Annotated in this window: 18 protein-coding genes; 3 read left to right on the top strand and 15 right to left on the bottom strand. The window is 38.5% G+C overall.

The window, feature by feature from the left end:
* Nucleotides 1–178 precede the first annotated feature (178 nt).
* Complete coding sequence (locus SCB77_RS16175) at nt 179–838, bottom strand: hypothetical protein (RefSeq protein WP_320183034.1); 660 nt, start codon at nt 836–838, stop codon at nt 179–181.
* A 78-nt stretch (nt 839–916) separates the two neighbouring features.
* Complete coding sequence (locus tag SCB77_RS16170) at nt 917–1,717, bottom strand: winged helix-turn-helix domain-containing protein (RefSeq protein WP_320183033.1); 801 nt, start codon at nt 1,715–1,717, stop codon at nt 917–919.
* A gap of 198 nt (nt 1,718–1,915) precedes the next feature.
* Here SCB77_RS16170 and SCB77_RS16165 point away from each other — a divergent pair, with 198 nt between their 5' ends.
* Nucleotides 1,916–2,956, top strand: coding sequence for a ligand-binding sensor domain-containing protein (locus SCB77_RS16165; RefSeq protein ID WP_320183032.1), 1,041 nt, complete (start codon nt 1,916–1,918; stop codon nt 2,954–2,956).
* Nucleotides 2,957–3,359: 403 nt separating this feature from the next.
* Here the strand turns inward: SCB77_RS16165 and SCB77_RS16160 are convergent, their stop codons facing one another.
* From SCB77_RS16160 to SCB77_RS16100, 13 genes are all read right to left on the bottom strand, one after another.
* Nucleotides 3,360–3,980, bottom strand: coding sequence for a hypothetical protein (locus SCB77_RS16160; protein WP_320183031.1), 621 nt, complete (start codon nt 3,978–3,980; stop codon nt 3,360–3,362).
* A gap of 408 nt (nt 3,981–4,388) precedes the next feature.
* Nucleotides 4,389–4,535 (bottom strand): DUF1016 N-terminal domain-containing protein, encoded by a 147-nt coding sequence (locus SCB77_RS16155; RefSeq protein ID WP_320183030.1) that lies wholly within the window; start codon nt 4,533–4,535, stop codon nt 4,389–4,391.
* A 294-nt stretch (nt 4,536–4,829) separates the two neighbouring features.
* The gene (locus SCB77_RS16150; protein ID WP_320183029.1) at nt 4,830–5,474 is read right to left on the bottom strand and encodes a hypothetical protein; all 645 of its coding nucleotides are present in this window, start codon (nt 5,472–5,474) and stop codon (nt 4,830–4,832) included.
* 157 nt (nt 5,475–5,631) lie between these two features.
* A complete protein-coding gene (locus SCB77_RS16145) occupies nt 5,632–6,078 on the bottom strand; it encodes a hypothetical protein (RefSeq protein WP_320183028.1) in 447 nt (148 codons plus the stop codon).
* Nucleotides 6,078–6,266 carry a hypothetical protein gene (locus tag SCB77_RS16140; RefSeq protein ID WP_320183027.1) on the bottom strand — a complete coding sequence of 63 codons (189 nt, stop codon included), beginning with the start codon at nt 6,264–6,266 and terminating at the stop codon, nt 6,078–6,080. Before SCB77_RS16140 ends, SCB77_RS16145 begins: the two co-directional genes overlap by 1 nt.
* Nucleotides 6,267–6,424: 158 nt before the next feature.
* Nucleotides 6,425–7,207 (bottom strand): hypothetical protein, encoded by a 783-nt coding sequence (locus SCB77_RS16135; protein WP_320183026.1) that lies wholly within the window; start codon nt 7,205–7,207, stop codon nt 6,425–6,427.
* A 321-nt stretch (nt 7,208–7,528) separates the two neighbouring features.
* The gene (locus SCB77_RS16130; protein WP_320183025.1) at nt 7,529–8,029 is read right to left on the bottom strand and encodes a WGR domain-containing protein; all 501 of its coding nucleotides are present in this window, start codon (nt 8,027–8,029) and stop codon (nt 7,529–7,531) included.
* Between the two features lie 657 nt (nt 8,030–8,686).
* Nucleotides 8,687–10,306: a DUF4435 domain-containing protein gene (locus SCB77_RS16125; RefSeq protein ID WP_320183024.1), complete on the bottom strand. Its 1,620-nt coding sequence runs from the start codon at nt 10,304–10,306 to the stop codon at nt 8,687–8,689.
* A 325-nt stretch (nt 10,307–10,631) separates the two neighbouring features.
* Nucleotides 10,632–11,216, bottom strand: a complete 585-nt coding sequence (locus SCB77_RS16120; RefSeq protein WP_320183023.1) for a hypothetical protein — start codon at nt 11,214–11,216, stop codon at nt 10,632–10,634.
* A gap of 24 nt (nt 11,217–11,240) precedes the next feature.
* The gene (locus tag SCB77_RS16115) at nt 11,241–11,882 is read right to left on the bottom strand and encodes a hypothetical protein (RefSeq protein WP_320183022.1); all 642 of its coding nucleotides are present in this window, start codon (nt 11,880–11,882) and stop codon (nt 11,241–11,243) included.
* Nucleotides 11,883–12,024: 142 nt separating this feature from the next.
* A complete protein-coding gene (locus tag SCB77_RS16110; protein ID WP_320183021.1) occupies nt 12,025–12,483 on the bottom strand; it encodes a JAB domain-containing protein in 459 nt (152 codons plus the stop codon).
* Between the two features lie 300 nt (nt 12,484–12,783).
* Complete coding sequence (locus SCB77_RS16105; RefSeq protein ID WP_320183020.1) at nt 12,784–14,514, bottom strand: HEPN domain-containing protein; 1,731 nt, start codon at nt 14,512–14,514, stop codon at nt 12,784–12,786.
* The gene (locus SCB77_RS16100) at nt 14,495–15,334 is read right to left on the bottom strand and encodes a hypothetical protein (protein WP_320183019.1); all 840 of its coding nucleotides are present in this window, start codon (nt 15,332–15,334) and stop codon (nt 14,495–14,497) included. The genes SCB77_RS16105 and SCB77_RS16100 overlap by 20 nt, the downstream gene beginning before the upstream one ends.
* On the opposite strand from SCB77_RS16100, the gene SCB77_RS16095 reads away from it, so the two are divergent.
* Together SCB77_RS16095 and SCB77_RS16090 are read left to right on the top strand one after the other, a co-directional pair.
* Entirely contained in the window at nt 15,333–15,629 is a 297-nt protein-coding gene (locus SCB77_RS16095) for a hypothetical protein (protein ID WP_320183018.1), read from the top strand. The two genes, SCB77_RS16100 and SCB77_RS16095, sit on opposite strands and share 2 nt — an antisense overlap.
* Before the next feature lie 294 nt (nt 15,630–15,923).
* Nucleotides 15,924–16,385, top strand: coding sequence for a helix-turn-helix transcriptional regulator (locus tag SCB77_RS16090; protein WP_320183017.1), 462 nt, complete (start codon nt 15,924–15,926; stop codon nt 16,383–16,385).
* Nucleotides 16,386–16,419: the final 34 nt, after the last annotated feature.

Below are 16,419 nucleotides of genomic sequence, written 5' to 3'. Positions count from 1 at the left end.
TTTACCTTATTTAGGTTTTTTTAACGTTATTAGAATGCTTTTATTTACTATAAAATCAGGATTTAGAAGCAACCGAAATAATAGTTCCCGTAATCGATAAAGTTTTGGAATATTATTTAGGGCTACAATCTTTTAAATATCAAATTACACCTACAACTCATTACTGCTGTTGACTGTATTATGTATTTTGTATAAAATAACAAGCGACTTTCGAATTCGGCTCAAAGAATATCTTCAAATCTCCGTCACACCAAAAGTTCAATTCTTTAAATAGCTTTTCGTAATACGGACTTTCTCCTTCAAAATTTTTCTCTCTAGCTGTAATCGGCCCATTACTCATAAGTTGACAAACAAACCGCATTTTTCTTTTTGATTTGGGGCAATTAGGTGCCTCAGCGGATTGTGTCCAGTAAGGTCTACCTGCAAGAGCCACAATTTCAAATTCATTTTCATCATTTACCCCGTCAAATAGTGCCAGTGAAAAGTTCGCCTTATTATAAATTACATAAGAATCTTTAGTCAATTCATCATAAGCAGTTGTTATTTCTGCCGAGTTTGTCGGGTAAATAAGTTTTGGTTCATTTGGATTTGTGTAATCTAAGAAAACATAGTCAAAGTCCGTAAAAATTGGACAAATTAAATGCAATGGAAACGGCAACCATGAAAAATATTTGTCAGCATTATTTATGCATCCCAAATATTGAAAGCCGCCAAAAAACTCGTTATCAGGAATTTTGAACGAGGAAGGTACATCTCCGCCAAGCTGGTGAATCCCCTTATCGTCTTCTTTAAATTGTAAAGACTGTTTCAAATTCAATAATTTCTTTATGAAATTCATATGCTCAACATTTACTAGTGATCCTTAAAAACAGCGATAACGGACAATATTATACAAAAACACGTGTTAAAATGGCGCTCAACTTTTAGAGGTAGTTTCAAGCTTATAGCCTTTGCCTCGTACAACTACAATTTTTATAGCGGGGTCAAATTTCATTTTTTTTCTAAGTTTTGAAATGAACATATCTAAGCTACGTCCCACGATAACACCATTATCTTCCCAAATCTCTTTTTGGAGACGGCTTCTTTCAATGGTCTCGTTAGGAGACAAAGCAAAAATAAGTAGCAGACGTGTTTCTGTTCCAGTCAGCTCTATGGGCTCGTCATTTTTTATTAATTGCTGCTTCTCCGCATCGAAAACAACTGAACCAAAAGTGAATATCTTGGAAGCATGATTGTTAGATAAGATTCTTTGAGATTTAACAGATCTTACAAAAATAAAACCAACACAAGCCAAAAATGGTAGTCCTCCTAAAAGATATATGTGCTTTCCGGTATTCATTCCTGTCGGTTGGAACTTAATGTGAATTATGTAACACGCCCTTGGTTGCTCTCTTCCTATGCATGGTACAATATCATCTCTCCTATCCCCAGATATAGCAAATCCATAAGTAACACTGCCGTTGCTACAATTCACAACGTTAACAATGTAATCGTTTACAAATCGAGCTTTGGCCAACAAATGCCTTGTAGTATTTACGAGAGTTTCTGGTTGAAAGGCAATTTCGTTTTCAAACCTAATTTGGTATTCATCTTCAGCAACCTTTTCTATAGGAAGTAATCGCGACGTACTGTCCCCCGTTTGTAATAGCACTTCGTGCCCAATCCCTCGGAGTAAAACTTCCCTTTTAGCGCTATCAAAGTCGTCAATTCCTTTCATACTAAAAGCCAAGCAACCGACCGCCATAAATATGAGGAATGTAAATCCGAATATGTATTTGTGTTTCCCAGAGAGGGAATTTTTATGATAAAACATAATGATGCGGAAATATTTACAAAGTTTACATTTTTATTTACACCGCTGATTCGCAGGCCTAAAATATATCAACGTAATTTCGCTGAATTAACTGTTTAAGATATGAAAATCTACGCAAATATTTACATCCTGTTATTGAGTCTTATTGTTTACACTTCTTGTACAGGGCAAAATAAAACAGACCTACCAAAAGACGACATTATTTCTAGAAAAAAGCATGGCATCCCCATCGCACCAAACAATATCACCCGCAATATAAAGCAGGATAGAAAGGGAAATATTTGGATTGCTGCATTTGACGGAATTTTTCGATATGATGGAACATCATTTACAAATATCACAAATCGCGTCACTTCAGCTCGCTTTTTTTCGGTTCTAGAAGATAGAAGTGGAAATTTTTGGTTCTCCTCTGTCGGCTCGGGTGTTTTTTACTACGATGGCAAATCCTTTCGTAATTTTACTACTAAAAATGGGCTAGCTAATGATCGGGTTACTGAAATCTATGAAGATAGAAACGGGATTATTTGGTTCAGCACGGAAAGCGGGGCAAGCCGTTTCGATGGAAAGTCTTTTCGAAATTTTACAACAAAAGATGGCCTCCCCAGCAATAATGTCAACTGGATCATGGAAGACAAAACTGGGAAATTCTGGGTGGCCACACAGGCTGGTGTTTATATTTATGATGGGAAGACAGGTACTATTTTAACCCACAATGGTACGCCTTTTACAAATGTTCGCACCATCATCGAAGATAAATTGGGCAATATTTGGCTAGGTGGTCAGGATGGGCTTTGGCGCTATAACGGAGGGATATTTATACGTTATACAACAAGTTTTGTCGGCTATATTTACGAAGACAAAACTGGTAACATCTGGATTAGTGCAAACAGTGCCATTAAAAAAAAGTTAGTAAATGACTTACCGACCAATAATAACGATAGCTCATGGACAATTTCCCGCTATAACAAGAATTCCCTACAGGATAACGAGGTGCTTCCTGAACTAATAAAGACTAATGAAGAAATGATTTTCGGAATTATGGAAGCGAATGATGAAGCTATTTTGTTTGGAACTTTACATGGAGTGTATCGTTATGATGGCAAGACTTTTACTGACTTCAAAGCTAATTCTCAAATTTTCTGACTTTTAGAACTTTGGACAATAAAGTGAATATCGAGGAAGATCACATTGGCTATGGGGTCTTCCCACCATGCGCAACATGAATCAGCTAGTGCCTGCAATTGCGCCGGCGTGTCTGCAAAACATTTATATCGGCTAAGCAGTTCTAAGATAAAAAGCAGGTTCTCCACAGGCTTGTATAGCTTTTATACCTAAAAATGCTGCCGTATAAGTCAAAATACGTATTCGTTCAACAGTTTTTTCATCGCTTACCTGTTCGGCAAAACTAATGGTTAGTAGTTACCAACAGTCTTTTCTTTTGCATTAATTGCTATGTTCGTTAAGTAGGTTACTGTAAAAATTGCTAAAGGAATTTTAAAGGCCAAATAATCGAACATTTCAATTGGAACTTGAACTAATCTGCTAATTAGTTAGTTTGTTTTACTTTTTTATCTAATGTCAAGTAGCTTTGGGTACCCCAAATTATTATTTCTCGAATAGGTATTTCTTTAAATACTTTTTCGTTTTCCATAATATCCCACTGGCCGTTCGAATCGTCTAAAAGAAAACCAACGGTAATATCTTCTACTTGAACATTTAAACCTTCCTCCGTTCCAATGTTTTCAATTTGATAATTCGCTTTTATATCGGCAAGCGTAGAGCCAACTCCAATTCCCTTTTCAGTTTTGATTTCTCTACTATATATCCGCATTCTCCACGCAATGTCTGGTTTATCAATGTCTGGCTCAACGGCAAATAATACTTGTCCGTTCTCATACACGTTGTAAATATCAAAACCATCACCTTCCAAGAAAATAGTTTCTTTTTTTACATCATACAGTTGTTGAACCGAGGAAAGAAAGTCATTTATTTTTTGTCCGATAAAGACGGAATTATTTAGATAATTAGTAGAACTTTCGATGTCGGAGACTTGTTTTATTGTGCCTACGGAATGTAAATTGTTAGTATCAACACTCTTTACCGAATTGTTACAACATGCAAAAGTCAGTCCTATTAAAATTGTCGTTATGTGTTTTGCTATAGTCATTTTATATCGCCACTAACGCACAACGTCCTGGCATAGAGTCCGTAGGAGATCGCTCCAAAAGACGTTATTATACGCTGTTGCATTTTCCGTTGCGTTGCTTAAAGTTACTATAATATTTCCACAAATCGTAGATTTACGGAAGCGGTTCGAATTTGCCGTCCAGAAAAATGTGCATCTTAAATTTGTTCGAGTAGATTTGGAAGCATTATTGTAATCGTCGCCCCACTGTGGCGACAATTTTAGTTTCTTGTTTTTCCAGCGTGTTGTATTTGTACCTGCGCTGTGGCGACAAATTTGGTTTCGGCATAGGTTTCATAGAATTGTATCATTCTGTAAAGTCCCGCACGGTTAAAGCCTTTCCACTCGGGATTATTTTTCTGAATGAAATCCGCTAATTCATTTACCGTTTTACACCCATTCGGCAACAGACAATTTTTGTTTGACGTATGTCCCTATATTCCAATATAAGGTAATAAGCTCGATATTAACCGCCTTTATCGCATTGTTCCGCGATTGCTGTATAAGTTGTATGATATCGGTAAACCTCTTATCCATTAATTGTTATATTAGAATACGAAGATATAAACAAAAAGGACGACAAAGTTAACGGATACAGATAACTCCGCACCCATAATAGCTACGCTACTCTTTGGGACTTATAACGCTTTGTTATCTAACATCCATGTTAAACAGCATTCTTTTTCTATTTTTTTTGGAAGTGAAGGCAATTGATTCACGCTTCATTGGCGGTCGAAGTTTACTGACACGTTCATTCATCTGTCCAATTATAAAACTGTCTGCGGAGCAGAAATCCCCACTTTTGCCCCCCCCTGTTAGCAACGATCGTTCTCATCGCTCTTTAATTATGTCAAATGGTGTCCCAAAGGAACCTATATTTTTTAGATACTCTTTATCATTTTCTGTTAGGTCGTTTGTCCCAAGTCCAATGTCCTCCCAAACTTTTCCGTCTTGTCGTTTTAGAGTAAATTCAACAGCTTCAATTTTCGGCTTCTTATTCAGCCCCAACATTGTCAAGTCCATAAATTGTCCTTGCTTAATTTCTCCTTTTGTTACCTCGCCTAAAAGGAAAAATTGTCGACCTGTCAACTGAAAGGAACTATTGAGTTTAAATTGAGCAACCGTCAATTCGTGCCAGCTGTGTCCACAATGTCGGCATTGTCTAGCGTAAGGTGTCCTTGCAAGCTTATTACATTTCGGGCAGTTATTGAAAAATACCTTATCGCTGTCTTGGTTTAAAATTCTATTTGCCACATTTAACTCAAAATTGTCATAACCGTCTTTAAGCAGGTCAAGAACGTTTTGGTCGGATGTCAACCAGCCTCTTTCTCTGTAAACTTTTGTCAAGGAAGTATTGTCAGAAGTTGAGTTGTTAATTTTATAGGTTGAAGTGGTATGCTTAATAGCCATTCGCTCCACACTTGACAGTAAGTTGGAAAAGTAACCTATAATATATTTTGCTCTTTCGTTGTCCATCTTGTTTCTGTTAAGGTTGCTGCTAACGTTTTATGTATTGGCGATGGTAGGGATTTTTAGCACAAAAGCTCAATGAGGAACCAAAGTTAAACCTTGTACAAATATTCAATCGAAACCGTTCAGCCTCGCTTTTGGCAACCCTTATTAGCACCATTTTCTATTCTTCGTATGTGTCCAGTTTCCAATTTTTGTTGCCTCTTACTTTTTTCCAGTCCCAATAAGTTTCATAAAATTTGTCATGTAACCAGTCGTCAACTGGTTCGGATTTTTTAGCAGGTTCTTCGTCTATGACTTTTAATCCAGTCCAATCTTCATTGTCGTTTTTTGGAAAACCAGTTCCGTCAAATAAGTTTAGCATATTGAAGACAATACCTGCTGAATTGTCCGCAATAACTTTCCTTAAAGCATTTTTTAAATTTTCATTATTATCGAGCTTTTTTAGTTCCTCAATTTCCAATTCTGTCAAACCACAATTTGGAGGATAAGTCAAAAAATTAAACTCCCTTTTGTCAAGAATATTAGTAACCAAAGTGTCCGCATATTCTTCAATGTCTTGATGTGTGTCAAGCAATAAAGTCTTGGCGTTGTTGTTCGATAGCTCCATTATTTTACTATTTTATCAATTGAGGGTTTGTCAACACCCAAAAGTTCTAATATTTTCTTCGCTTTATCTTTAATTAATGCGTTTTCGAATTCGTCCATAAGCCCGCAAACATAAAGTCGTTCGTTAACGGTCATCCCGCCAATTCCTTCAATCTTATTAATTGCTTTTATGATTTCTTGTTCCTTCATTACTTTCTGTCGTCCTAAAATCGGTGCTAGCGGTTGCGCGCTTGGCGAAGTGGCGGGATTCAGAGCACAAAGTTTCAATTTATAATTAGAGTTCAATAGAAGCTCCAAGTTTGTACGTCAGCCCGCCTGACGCAAAAACCGTGTTAGCTGTTCATTGTTTATTTCCCCATTGCTTTTCTTCTATCATAAACTTCTCCAATGTACTTTTCAATATAGGGTTGGACGTCTGCTAGTTTTGCAACACCGTCAAATTCGACAATTTGCTTTCCAAAATATCCTCTTAAACTGCTGATTAGTTTTCCACTTCTATATGATAATATTAGCGAATTGTTCACCGATGCTTCTCCATCAAGTTCTAGTGCAAATTCAATTAGCTTTTGCGAGCAAAATTTAGCGTCTGCAACAAGTTTGTCCTGAGGAGTTGAGTTCATTATTACTTGGCAAGTCAAATTGTGTGAAATAAATTTCTCCATACTATTGTTTGGCAAGTTTAAAAATGGGTGTCCAAATTGAAGTTCTCTTTTAAATAAACTTGTTTTGTCTTGCTCAAACCAAAATCCTCTTGCTATGACTTCAACAAATTGGTCATGGAATTTGAAAACATAGTGCGAAAAGTCTGTGAGCATTTCGTTCACGTTCCTACCAAATTCGTAAGAGCTACCATAGTTTTCATCCTCGTAGTCGAAACGTTCTTTTAGCCAGTTTGAATTTTCAATTTTATATATCCAAGGATATTTTTGTCCATCTTCCCAATTGTTAACAAACGGCAAATTTTCTCCTCTACAAATTTTTAAAGCATCTAAGTTTTCAAATGTTATTCGTCCATATTGTTCGTCCTCTGTCTGAAAATAAATTCCTGTTAATTCGTCCCCATAAAAAACGTCAGGATTTAAAACAAAGTCTGCAACAACTGGTATAATAATTCCTTGTGCTATTTCCAATTTCAATATTTTTTATTGTTTAATTTGTGTCGCTCTACAATGACCGTGAACATTTTCGGACTGTGCGTTCAGGCGGGATTTTTAGCACTAAACTTGACACGAAAAACAGAAGTTGAATTTTGCACTTCCGCTGATACGAAGTCGCTCAGCCCGCCTATTGCCAATGCGATGTCATGCGGTCGGCTTTTATTCATTGTTCATTTTTATTATTCTTGAATAGTCGCCAAATTCGGTGTCTTTCAGTTTTTCTTCAATTACTTTTTTAGCAATCTCAAAGTCAACCACAATACAACCAACTTCCATTGTTCCGCTTCCGATGCTTCAACCGTCAGTATGACCAAGTCCTGTCCAACCTAAAACTTCGTCCATTTTTTCTTCAAGTCGGTGTCGCTTGTCCAAGTCTTTTTCAGTTCCAAAGCCGTCAACCTTGTATTCTATATCTAAAAATGCGTAATTGTCTTCGTCAAATTCTGCATAACCTTCTTTTAGTTTCTCGTCAATTTCTTTTTGAACAGCTTTACGAAAATCTGAAAAAAGTCCGCTTTTAACTTCTCTATTTTGTCCAGTTTGTCCAACAATTCCCCAATGAACTATCGCGCTTTTTTCATTTTTGTCCCAAGTCTCCCAATAGTAAAGTTGGTTGTCAATTCGTTTATAAAGTTTAAGCATACTATTTGAATCTTCTATTGTCTGCTTTTTGTCTGTAGAACAAGAAAAAAAGCTGAAGGCTAAAATTGTCAATATGTAAAATTTCATTTTCATGGCGTTGTCTTTTAAGCTACCGCATAACGACACAGCGACTTGGCGAAGTAGCTTAGCCATATCTAAGATACGAAAGAGGAGCTATTTTGCCAAGTCGCTTGTTTCAAGCTGTCCACATAGCGACTGTGTGCGACATGAGGCGAAAGCCGCCTTGGGGGATTTTAGCACTAGGTGGACTTACTTAATTGCTCACATTTTTATTGATATTGTTTGCAGGACTCTGCTTCGAAAAAAAACCGCTTAATAGTGAGATTTGCGGGTTTTTGACATTTACTTATCGTAAGTGTTGTCGGGGTGGCAGGATTGCTTCAGCCCCTCAGCCCCCAAACTCAAACCCTGAAGCTCCAACGGATCGAACCACGGTTCGAATCTACCGCCCACAAAAAAAGCCCGACTTTCGTCGAGCTTTTTTTGTGGGGGTGGCAGGACGCAACCTACCATTCGCAAATATCTAAATATCAATAAAATAAAAAAAATCTAAAGAACCGCTCACCTGTTTACTCTCATTTACTTTGATGGATGATTGATCAAATTTAAGAAAATCCAAAATTAAAATGAAAGAATTTGATAAAATTTAGATTGACAACATAAAGGTAAAAAATGGAAGATGCTCATTCGGGATTGGGTTTTGGAGCTCCAGTATTAAAATACCAAAAATATTTCAATCCAATAAGCTTTTGGAACAAATAATTATTCAAAATACATGAGGATCAATTTTCATTCTTTATCAATCAATATCGTCAAAGGCTGAAGCAATACTTTAAAAAATTCTCTTGTTCCCTCATCATCAACTATTAGTTTTCTTACAGCACTTTCGTATTTATCTCTATTCATACCCAGCCCTGCTGTAATTTTTGTCAATACAGGTGTTTCTCGAATTGGATAACGCGAAATTAAACCGTTTAAATTGTCTTCGGATACTAATTTATCAAAGTATGCCTCTTCCTTTTCGCGAATTTCTCTTAGACTAATCTTAATCTCAAAATAATCGTTTTCTTGAATATTTTTATGGTTGGGCAATCCTGACATTGCGTTATTTCTAACTTGTTTCTCGCAAAGCCTAGAACAAAGCCGTATTTTATGTTTTTTAAGTTCGTCAATGATTCCTGATGTCGCATTTTGCAAAAGAATGCCTTCATCTTGCCCCAATACATCTGAAAATCTTTTTGCAATTCTTTTTATTATTTCTAAATTATAATAAAGAGCCTCTACAGAATAGCAATTTAGCGCTACAATTCCTTTATCGAACAAATTTTTAATTTGCTCCTCTGTTCTATCATCGGCATCGATTAGACCATAAGAGTTAATCCAATGTAAGTTCTCCGTTCCTTTTATTCCCTCAACTGCACGCTCAACTTGGGTACAACTACCCTGTGGTATAATTGTAACATTTGGATAAATTAATGAATAGATTTGCCTATCCAAGCTATCATACTCGCCTTCAACAAATAGAATATTCCTCTTAGAGCCAAGTATTTCTCGTTTAACAGAAATAGGAACCTCATCTGCTTCAGAAATCAAATCGGCGTCCCAATCTTTTATATATTTTCCATCCCACTGGCAACTTCTTAATAATAATACGCTTGCCTCTGAATGGTCTATTGGCAAGAATACGTCGTGTGTAGAAATCACGAAAACACAATCTTTCCTCTTTTGGAATAAAGAAGATAATAACGGAGAAATTATTGAGCGGTGTAAATGTCTTTCCGGTTCATCCAAAATAATAAGTTGATTTGGTTCCGTTGTTAAAACGTCTGAACATATTAACAGGGCATTTCTTTCTCCATCGGATAGCTCTGCAATACTGTAAGGTTCACCCCCATTTTTTGAAGCAAATAATTGTTCGTCTTTTCCCAGAGTTATCTTAATAGATATATTAGATAACGCTAAAAGTTCATTTATCGCTTGCAATGGGGCTTGAGCATTTGAAAGGGCTTTTGCATTTGTCAAATTATCTTGATCAACCGCATCAGCAATACCTCTAGCCCTAATATTTTCTGAATTAATCAAATCAAATATAGAAATTGATGACCTTATAGTAGAATATTCATCCTTCCATCTTGAATCTGGATTTTGGTCGGAACTCTTCATATAAGCTTCATTTTGCTTTTTACTTGAGGCGGTCATATCCATAGCATTTGAATGAAACCAAGTTTGTCGATGGGCTAAAATTCTTCTAGTGTGATTAAAATTTTGTGCAAAAAGATTATGCATTAAAGTGGATTTTCCAACACCATTCGCTCCAAGAACAAATAGTGCTTGCCCCTCCGTTAATGCTATATTTAGGACTCCACTTTTTGAGGTATTTACTGTAAATTTGTATTTGCTATCTGTCATAATTTAGAAAGTTTATTTGTGATATAAAGGTACGTCTATAAACTAGATTAGAGACATTAGATTAACGACGTACATAATCTGATGATTTTTTGAAGAAAACACTTTTTAAGTTAAAAAAAATAGCCTGTCCACTCTTTCTGACGATTTACATCTACTGTAAGCTGGTCTGCACCTTCTTTAAAGAAAAAAGGTTTTGTGATATTGGACTAGCGCTTTAAACCTTTTGATTATATCAAATCTTCAGGTTGTTCTGTTGCATATTGATTTTGTTCCATTTTACTGTGTTCTATTGATGTTTCAAATTAGATCAATTTTGATAGACATTTTACAAGTGTCTTCCAATTAGCGGTAATATATCTTTAGCTAGAGATCTCTCGAAATAAGGGACAATTTCTCTAAAATCTTTCGGGAAGTAAACAATGTTTAAACGAAGTGTTAACCCTTTCAAAACCCCGCTATAATCCCAGTGACAAAGCTGTAAGCCTTGTAAGTTAATCTTTTGTTTCTCGTAGCCAAGATGCAAAAACATTCGACCGGAGATGTTCTGCTTTCCCTTGCCAACATACAATATCTTAGAGGTTTTATCATATCTTTTATTAAAAGATGGGATCGTTCTTGTGCCAATGCTTTCTTTTAGAACTGAATATTGTTCTCGAATTTGCTGCGCCGAATGTTCTGAGATAATTTCAAACCAATAGACCGCAGGCAAATCATTGCATCCGTTATTATGTAGTGTTCGAAAAATTTTACTGGACTCTTCAGTCCCCTGACAACCCAAGTCAAATGCTGCAAGCTTTTCACATGCAATTTCAATCGTTACCGTATCTCTCAAATCGTCACTTTTTAGTTTACTCAGGGCATTCACCATTAAATCTTTGGCATTGTTCAGACTTTGGATAGGATCTTTCATTTGGTAAACAGAAGTAGGCATGTACTATTTTGATGATCTGATCAGGGGAACAAGTTTCTCGCGGAAAGATTCATACTCTTCCTTAGAAATTACATCCAAATCATATTCCTCTTTCTTCTTCTTGAGCAACTCTACAGCCTCGTCACGAGTCAATGGTCTTGTGGAACGCAATGGTTTAATCTCTCCCTTATTAATGGCGTTATCCAGCATCGTAATAGTTACGTGTTTATCGAAAAGTATCGTAAAATCTGTATTTGCTAAAGGCTTTGCATAGATAAAAACGTAGTTTTCCAGACCCAATGCCCCCTTGTTCAATTGTATTTTTTCAATGGTTACCTTATACCCCTCAAAGTTTTCTTCAACATTCCTTATACCGGTCAAAGCTGCCCCAGCGGGTTTTCCATAAAAAATATACTCGTAGTTTCTCTTTTTGCTAAAAGCACTCTTACCTTCACCAATAGGTTTACCTAACACTAGCGTGTCACCTTCGGCATAGATATTTTTATCTGAGGCAATATAGACAGATACGTCCATTCCATTTTTAAAACTTTTAGCTTGAGCCTTATCGACCATCTTTTCATAAAGAAGAGTGTCTGTAACAGAGAGACGCTGTGCGATTACATTTCCAGAGCTGATTGTGCAGAGTAGAATAAGAAAGTATTTCATAAGGTTAATTAATATCAGTAGCACAAATGTAGGTAAAAGTTCAGGATGAACAGCTATGTAGCAATTAAATTTTAAAGAGACTTTATGGAAGTGTAGTACTCTAGATAATTGCTCTTACCGATACCACGGACAGAAATCGAAATTAAAAGTCTCCCTCATCCCTAAAAGAGTAATAGCTCTCTGTCGTAAGTATGATATGGTCTAGAAGCTCCATACTCAAGATACTGCCCGCTTCAATTATCGTTCTTGTCAGCGCCCTATCGGCTCCGCTTGGCCTCAGCGTTCCTGATGGATGGTTATGAGCTACCGCGAACCTGAGTGCATTGCACAGCAGTCCCGAGGACATGAGTAGTCTAATATCAATCATAATACTATCCAATCCTCCATCTGCAATCTTCCGGTAACCAACAACATCAAGCCTATTGTTAAAGAAAATTGCGTAAAAGCTTTCCCGCACATCCAGTTCATCCGTATTCCATATCTTTCGGAATACCTTATCCATTAGCTTGGAGCTGTTAACGTGTTTGAAGTCTTCTACCAATAGTTTTTCATTTCTGTAGTAGGAAACACGTAGTTCGTTGGCGATTGATCTGTTTTTCATGGCATAAAAATTTAAATGGAACAAAAAATTGATTAACGCCAACCCTTGACGAGACAAGAGCTTGCCATGCAAAAAGAAAAATCGATCAAAATGGCGAAGCGAAGGAGGTTCCGCTCTTTCTGCGGATACCCATTTTGTGAGATTTTTATTGTGTGCGCTGGATTTTGGAGGGAGGGCGCATGCCAAGCTGGCGAAGTAACTTTGCGCTTAATCCGTTGCTTGTAACAAAAAAACCGAAAGGCTCGATGCCCTTCGGTTTTTAAGATTGCTTTTCACTCTGTAATTGTAGCTTAGTTTCGCTTACTTTTTCAGTTCTTCACGAACCATATCGCTACAGGTCTCTACAATATGGTTGCAACGACTATCGTAGCGTCTCAGCTCTTCCCATCCTATCTCGGATCGACCGCGATACAGCGTATCCTTTACCACATTGCACAGATCATCGAAAAGGATTGTTTCTTCTGCCGATGACCGTGGAAAGACATTCCGAAGAAACGGCCAGAAACTAGAGCAAAGCGTATAGATGTGTTTAAAGCTGTACGAGTATGGTATATATCCAAAATAGTATTCTAAAAGACCAAGGCATATCTGCTGAATGGATTGATTGTATAAAAGCACCTTGACACCACTCTCCTCTAGACAGTCGATAGCATGTCCCCCATTGTAGAAGCCGTTTGCGTTTGCTTCCCTGTCCCAGTATCGGCTCAGCGCCTCCTTCACTTCCTCGTCCGACCGAACGCCAAGTCTATCGTGAAATAGCCAATCGGCTAACTCGCCTACCTGCTGAAAGATTGGCGAAGCATGCCGGATAACCTGATGAAAAAATGGACTGTTCTTCTTTAGCTCTTCGCTGACCTGCGCCTTGGTAAATGCAAGGATTTGTACCGTTGCGCCTAGCATGGCCAAGACATCGGTTGTAAGCTTCCCTACCTGCGGCCGTATATCGCTCCCCGAAACGATTAGCAGATCATAATGCTTTTGATCTCTTTGCACACTAACATTTATGCCCTTTTCGGTAAATCGCTGATACCGATGGCCAAAAAGGTAGATGTATTGCAGGCTATCTATGGAGCTTGCGAGCAGTTGTACCACAGCGGACGCTGTTTCATCTAGATCGACCGCAGGTACTTCCATAGGCGTGTCAATCTGCACAGCTTTTTCTAAATTTTGATCGTCCCTATTTCCTATTACTCTTTCCTCTTCATTATTTACGGATAGTTTCTTCATCGGTTCGCTATATTCCGTAACCATCCGCCTGTACATATCTTCACTGATCTGCATAAAGCTGTCCATCCTTGATCTCAGCTCTTCCAATAACCCTGCATCAACTTCAAGATCATCTTCATAGCGCGAAGCCTTGTAAAAACTGTCCAACTGGTCAAGGAGCTGCTCATCCCTATCGTGCCCCTCGGTAAAAACAGCACCAAGCGCTACCGATCTGACCAATAGGTGGCGGTGGTGCGAGCGGACAGAATGGGTAACGCGCTCCTTGCCCATAATGAGCACCTCCATGCAGCGATAACGTAGCTCGAAAGCCTGATGCATCATAAATCCCGCATGCGTGAGCGAGCCGCGTTGCAGAAAATATCGGTAGCCTTCAATGAACTCGCTAACCTTATGGTTCTCACGGTCAAAAAGAGCAGCCACGTTTTCCAGCGTTTCTTGCATAGCGTGTTTCTCGGGATAGAGCTGAAATTTGGAAGCAGGATTTCTGTAGACCAATTTCTCGGGACTACAGCAGCAATGAAGAAACAGGTTACCCTCGATCAGCCGACTCTTCACCTGATAGGCTGTAAAGCTGACATGGGCAAATCTTGGAAAATCACGCAGCAGGGCGCTGATCTGCGGATCAAGCTCTCCGCTCGTTTTATGCTCACTGTTGGAAAGCAGCACAACCAGCTCATAGGATGGATTTCTTACAACAGTGTACACATTCATAAATATGCGATCGATCTTGCATCGTGCTGTTAGCATGGAGATGATCTGTTGTAGATCGGCAGTACTTTGGGCGTCAATAGTTATTTTCTTCATATTCCTGCGGATCGTTATAAGGTTCGTATTCTATTATGTCGATTAGGGCAATCAGTACGGAAAGAAACTCAAGAAGCTCACTGTAATGCCCTATTTCCCTTGAATCTGGAATAGCATTGTCCAATACAGCATCAAGGCAAGCGTCCAGCAGCGATCGCCACTGCTCAAGATTTCTTTGGGAAAACTGCTCATTAAGATAGCGAAGTGGATTGGCCAGATTCCTACCCGTATGATGGTATATTTCCGAGTGGAAACGATCCGGATAATTCCAGTTGTCATTCATGTCCATTCCCCTGATCTTTGATCGGGACAGGTAATCATGAAAATATTCCAACAAGAATAACAGATCATCAAATCTCAGCAACATGTTGCCCGGCTCGCCATGAGTTTTCCAGTAATCTTTCTTGGCAAGCGCGCTGCGCACTGCTGCCAAAGGATCATAAAGTTCCTGCTTGGAGGAAGATTCCGTTTTCAGTTTGTGAAGATTAAACGACTTTTGGTAGAGGTATCGAGCCTGCCGTTCTTGAACAGACAGCAATTCTTCTTCCAGCAACTTCTTGTTGCTTTTAGAAATAATTCGATAGTAGCCACTGCTATACAAATGATGAAGCAGACAGATTAGCGCCTCCAATTCGTCGAGCAGGCACGAAGAAAGGCGGTCGAATTCCCCAAACCACATATATTCGCTAGGCTCAAGTCCTTCAAAGAACATACGGTATAGATCGGCTCGGTAACCAAAAAGGGCGTTCTCCTCCTTATAGAGTCCTTCAAGAAGTATGTTTGCACCCTCGGAAAAAGGTATATTGCGCATTATCGTCATGGTATTTACCAAAGCTACTATCGCGGTAGCGAAACTCGAAGGGAAGGGATTTTTTTGCTATATCCTTATAGCCCGACATTATTTTGGAGATCAACCAGCCCGCTTCCAGAACTCTTACGATGCTGAGGTAGCTTCGGTAGAGAGTGGCGGGACTATCGTACATTCGCCAGTAGCCTTTTCTTACCGTAATGGTAACCATATCGAAAAGCTTATCAAGGTACGTGATCACGGTAGGGTGCTCGCAGAACTCAGCATGGAGCACAGCAAAGGGATCAAGGATTTCCCTTTCGCTTAGGCGAGTGATGTAGCTTTGATCTTGCTCGAGGTGCTGCATGGCGTTTTAGTTTTATATCCGAAACATCCGCTGGGCGTGCCATGTCCGAGAGCCGATCAACCTACGTTTATTTCCTGTGCGATCCACATTCCACCTTTAGATTTGATCAGGATACCAGTCTTCTGTTCATGGAGCTTTGGCTTTTGCCGTGATATTGTGTAACTTTATACCAAAGTTATTTGAATATTGCTACTTAACTGGTGTGGTTATGCACCGATTTACCGGTAAGATACCAGACCTTAATTTTCATCGACCATGAACACTACTTTTAGGGAAAAAGACGACAGGATGCATATAGGCCATAACATCAAGCGTATTCGCGAGATTCAGGGGATCAAACAGGAAGCTTTCGGACAGATGTGCCGCAGCAGGTATTCCCAGCAGCGCATTTCCGATTTTGAAAATATGATCGCACTTGACGAGCCCCTATTGGAGGAATTGGCATTAGCGTTGGGTGTTACGCCAGATTTTGTCAAATCCTTTAAGGATGAAAACGTTATTTATAACATTCAACATTCTCATGTCTTTAATGATAATTCAACGAATTCTAGTCAACATTCACAACCGACGTTCAACAATGATGGTGCTGATAAGATGATGGCATTACTAGAAAAATTTATTGAGGAAGATCGAGCCAAAACGCAGTCCATTGCGGAGCTAAGCCGAGCAGTATTGGATCTAACCTTGGAGGTTAAGAAACTAAAGGAAGAAAAATAGGTTTATCCTGATAAGTAAAATAGAACGGTGCGCT

Origin of the sequence: Sphingobacterium bambusae (genome assembly GCF_033955345.1) — a bacterium.
Lineage (GTDB): Bacteria > Bacteroidota > Bacteroidia > Sphingobacteriales > Sphingobacteriaceae > Sphingobacterium > Sphingobacterium bambusae.
Note: the sequence above shows the minus strand (reverse complement) of the source record. Positions and strands in the feature narration are given on the sequence as shown.

Bases quoted from the DNA above. Each gene is read 5' to 3' on its own strand.
- SCB77_RS16170 (WP_320183033.1), bottom strand. From the start codon at position 1,717: ATGAAAGGAATTGACGACTTTGATAGCGCTAAAAGGGAAGTTTTACTC.
- SCB77_RS16140 (WP_320183027.1), bottom strand. From the start codon at position 6,266: ATGAAGGAACAAGAAATCATAAAAGCAATTAATAAGATTGAAGGAATT.
- SCB77_RS16105 (WP_320183020.1), bottom strand. From the start codon at position 14,514: ATGAAGAAAATAACTATTGACGCCCAAAGTACTGCCGATCTACAACAG.
- SCB77_RS16175 (WP_320183034.1), bottom strand. From the start codon at position 838: ATGAATTTCATAAAGAAATTATTGAATTTGAAACAGTCTTTACAATTT.
- SCB77_RS16120 (WP_320183023.1), bottom strand. From the start codon at position 11,216: ATGAAAGATCCTATCCAAAGTCTGAACAATGCCAAAGATTTAATGGTG.
- SCB77_RS16150 (WP_320183029.1), bottom strand. From the start codon at position 5,474: ATGGACAACGAAAGAGCAAAATATATTATAGGTTACTTTTCCAACTTA.
- SCB77_RS16160 (WP_320183031.1), bottom strand. From the start codon at position 3,980: ATGACTATAGCAAAACACATAACGACAATTTTAATAGGACTGACTTTT.
- SCB77_RS16110 (WP_320183021.1), bottom strand. From the start codon at position 12,483: ATGAAAAACAGATCAATCGCCAACGAACTACGTGTTTCCTACTACAGA.
- SCB77_RS16115 (WP_320183022.1), bottom strand. From the start codon at position 11,882: ATGAAATACTTTCTTATTCTACTCTGCACAATCAGCTCTGGAAATGTA.
- SCB77_RS16145 (WP_320183028.1), bottom strand. From the start codon at position 6,078: ATGGAGCTATCGAACAACAACGCCAAGACTTTATTGCTTGACACACAT.
- SCB77_RS16155 (WP_320183030.1), bottom strand. From the start codon at position 4,535: ATGGATAAGAGGTTTACCGATATCATACAACTTATACAGCAATCGCGG.
- SCB77_RS16090 (WP_320183017.1), top strand. From the start codon at position 15,924: ATGAACACTACTTTTAGGGAAAAAGACGACAGGATGCATATAGGCCAT.
- SCB77_RS16100 (WP_320183019.1), bottom strand. From the start codon at position 15,334: ATGACGATAATGCGCAATATACCTTTTTCCGAGGGTGCAAACATACTT.
- SCB77_RS16125 (WP_320183024.1), bottom strand. From the start codon at position 10,306: ATGACAGATAGCAAATACAAATTTACAGTAAATACCTCAAAAAGTGGA.
- SCB77_RS16165 (WP_320183032.1), top strand. From the start codon at position 1,916: ATGAAAATCTACGCAAATATTTACATCCTGTTATTGAGTCTTATTGTT.
- SCB77_RS16095 (WP_320183018.1), top strand. From the start codon at position 15,333: ATGGTATTTACCAAAGCTACTATCGCGGTAGCGAAACTCGAAGGGAAG.
- SCB77_RS16130 (WP_320183025.1), bottom strand. From the start codon at position 8,029: ATGGCTAAGCTACTTCGCCAAGTCGCTGTGTCGTTATGCGGTAGCTTA.